The 537-nt window shown below is 39.3% G+C and carries 1 protein-coding gene; it reads right to left on the reverse strand.

Annotation, left to right across the window (positions count from 1 at the left end; genetic code table 11):
• Positions 1-115: 115 nt before the first annotated feature.
• Positions 116-537, reverse strand: a 422-nt coding sequence (locus N1032_RS27465) for a hypothetical protein (RefSeq protein ID WP_259543891.1), incomplete at its 5' end; no start/stop codon positions are given.

Consider the following 537-nt stretch of genomic DNA (forward strand, 5'->3'; position numbering starts at 1 on the left):
TTCTGAAAAGGATATGGGTAGAACTGATCTACCTTGTTATATTTAATTGCTTTCTCTCGTTGTTCAAGAAGAGAAATAATCTCCATCTTAATCTCATGTGGGAGAGAGTCAATGTCTACGTTTCGGAGTTCATTGATTTCCATTGGTTTCTCCATTCTTCAATTGTCGGTGGGATTACAGACTCGACTGCATTACGGAGAATAGCAGCACGGTGTGTGTAAACCTCATAGATATCGAATCCTGCATCTAAGACATTCTGGGTTAATTGTGGATGTACGTTTTTCCACTTAGGTATGTTAGTAGCCAGATTGGTACTGTCAGCAGAGTCAAGTGGATATACACCAAGTACTCTACCATCTAACATCCTTAAACCGTGAATCTTAGTTTTCAGATCTCTATCTATATAAATAGCTTTGAATGCTTCCTGCATTCTTGCATGCCAATGCTTTGTTCTTACTACAGCAAACTCACCAGATGAACCAAACGCAACTCTAGGCCACTGTTCACAGAGCCTAACTAACCTTTCAATTGATTCAT

It is taken from the genome of Herbiconiux daphne (genome assembly GCF_024979295.1).
Lineage (GTDB): Bacteria > Actinomycetota > Actinomycetes > Actinomycetales > Microbacteriaceae > Herbiconiux > Herbiconiux daphnes.